The sequence below is a fragment of the Halorubrum sp. SP3 genome (genome assembly GCF_005435195.1).
Lineage (GTDB): Archaea > Halobacteriota > Halobacteria > Halobacteriales > Haloferacaceae > Halorubrum > Halorubrum sodomense.
Map to the genome: position 1 here is coordinate 1 of NZ_SGTU01000062.1, position 2108 is coordinate 2108.

Genomic DNA, 2108 nt, shown 5'->3' on the forward strand with positions numbered 1-2108 from the left:
ATAACGCAGCCTCCCGGAGATCGGCTTTTCGAACGCTCTCCCCAAGTCGCGCCTCGATGAGCGACTTCTGTTTCCGCTGGACGTTCATCGTCTCTTCTTGGAGGTGAAGCTGGACCGTCTGGTCGCGGCCGTCAGTGATGCTATTTCGCCGGAGAACCCAGGGGATCTCTCTCGCTGAAGTGCTGTTCGTACCGCTTTCAACTGTATCGTCAGCTCCGGTCTCGATCTCCACTTCGGTGGATCGCTCCTCCGGGCTGCCGGCCTCATTATCTACGGTCTCCTCCTCGAACTCAGGCCCGCCGTCATCACTTTCTTCTTCCTCATCGTCCCATCCGTTGACAGTGCCTTCTTTGAATCCCCCCATCAGACAGTCACCTCCTCAGGATCATCCAATGCGCCCGGTTCAGGCGGTGATGGCGCAGTAATTCCGCCCTGCGTCTCAAGGAACCGAGCAATTTGGTCGAACTTGGCCAGTGTCTCAACCTCGTAATCTCGACGCCGACTCCGGTGCGTTCGTACGAATTCGAACGCACTACACTGGTGTCGCCAACAGCCTTCCATCATCGATGTCCGATCGCCGATAACCTCAGGCACCTCGAACGGCACCTCTTCGACGATCTCGTTCTGGTCTTTCGTCCCCTTGAACTCAATCGGGACCGCACCAAGGACGCCGACGTCAATATTCAATTCGTTCGCGAAGTTCGTCGCCAGCTCTTCTAGGCCCTCAACAGATGCTTCTCCCTTCGCCGACGGCTCAAAGGGAATGAGGAGGTTTCGCGTCGCGTAAATTGCGTTATAGAGGTGATCTGACTCTGTTGCTGGCGGGTCACAGATGAGAACGTCATATCGGTCAGGGATATCGTTTTCAGCGAGCACACGCCGGAGCTGCGCATAGATGTTGTACGCATCGCCAAAGTCCTCTGCGCGGCTCTTCTCGCGTGCCAGGTGGTCCGAGAGGTCTGAGAGCGTGTTGTGTTCTGGAATGATATCGATGCCCTCTGCTGTTCGAATCAGATCATCAAAATCGCCACCTGGATTATCGACGAGATGCCGGACAAGACTGTCGGCGGACGAATCACTCCGATCGTCGTCGACATCAAATAGCCGACTCAGATTCCCGTCTTGTGGGTCAAGCGGGATCACGAGTACATCTAGTCCAGCCCGGGCATGCGCACACGCGATGTTTGCTGTCAACGACGTTTTGCCAACGCCGCCAGCCTCGCTGTAGACCGTGTACGAGAGCATATCTTAAGATCAGAGACTAAGCACATAAACGTACGTCAGACACATGTCTATGTATGTTGTCCATCTTAGTTTGCTAAGATAGTTATCTAAGTTAGTGATCTAAGATTGAAGTATAAGAAATATTCCTGAGGTGGTTTCACAACACACCGGTCCAAGAGGCTCATCTCACTCTGGCAGTAGATGTCGTCTTCTGCCGCGATATTGAGCACTCTTGAGTGTCACTTCGAGCCTCCCGGTCTAGTCTTAATTGTACATGTGCCTCTCCAGCGTTGCGACAGGATACCACTCCGCCAATAGACGGAGTTGGCCCGCGGCGCGTTGTGACCTACTGAACACTCTGATCTTGCCGGGACACAATTAACACCAATGCCAGAGATGGTGTCTGGTAGTGAGCAACGACGACCATCCAGAGTGGGCGGGGGATCTCGAAACCCTCGACCGCACATGGCGGTCAATCATCTCTAGTCGTGTTGAGCCACGCTCAACGATGGATGTTATCGAGTACGGGCTTGGCGAACAACGGCGTGCCGAAGTGTATAAGCGCTAGCCGAAGAAGAGATCGACTCGAATGAATTCGCTGCTGTCGTACTCCCCGTATTAGCAGAAGCATTCCGCGACAGTCGTGACCAGGATGAAGTGGCTTTTCGAGAGCGCCTCGCTGATGAGCTCCTACTAGATTCTAACACTGTTGCTTGTAAGGTCACCAAGGCTGGCAACTACCATGGTATTGTATCGACGACCCAGGGTCCAATCAGCAACCTCGACAACCCGAACACGACACTCGAAATCTACACTATTGAGGACAGTTCCACATCGATTTTCTTTGATATCGATGGCGATCGGGCGTTCCAGATCGATGTTTA

The 2108-nt window shown here is 53.6% G+C and carries 4 protein-coding genes; 2 read left to right on the forward strand and 2 right to left on the reverse strand.

Annotated features, from left to right (window positions below; all coding sequences use genetic code 11):
- Both EXE42_RS15210 and EXE42_RS15215 read right to left on the reverse strand, forming a co-directional pair.
- Positions 1–364 (reverse strand): hypothetical protein (locus EXE42_RS15210; protein WP_137706876.1); only part of this gene is annotated, 364 nt, incomplete at its 3' end.
- On the reverse strand, positions 364–1245 hold the full coding sequence (locus EXE42_RS15215) for a ParA family protein (RefSeq protein WP_137706877.1): 882 nt from the start codon (positions 1243–1245) through the stop codon (positions 364–366). The genes EXE42_RS15215 and EXE42_RS15210, both read right to left, overlap by 1 nt.
- A gap of 388 nt (positions 1246–1633) precedes the next feature.
- On the opposite strand from EXE42_RS15215, the gene EXE42_RS18655 reads away from it, so the two are divergent.
- Positions 1634–1792: a hypothetical protein gene (locus EXE42_RS18655; RefSeq protein ID WP_158293448.1), complete on the forward strand. Its 159-nt coding sequence runs from the start codon at positions 1634–1636 to the stop codon at positions 1790–1792.
- Between the two features lie 89 nt (positions 1793–1881).
- Positions 1882–2108: hypothetical protein (locus EXE42_RS19615; RefSeq protein WP_206750723.1), on the forward strand; the 227-nt coding region annotated here is incomplete at its 3' end.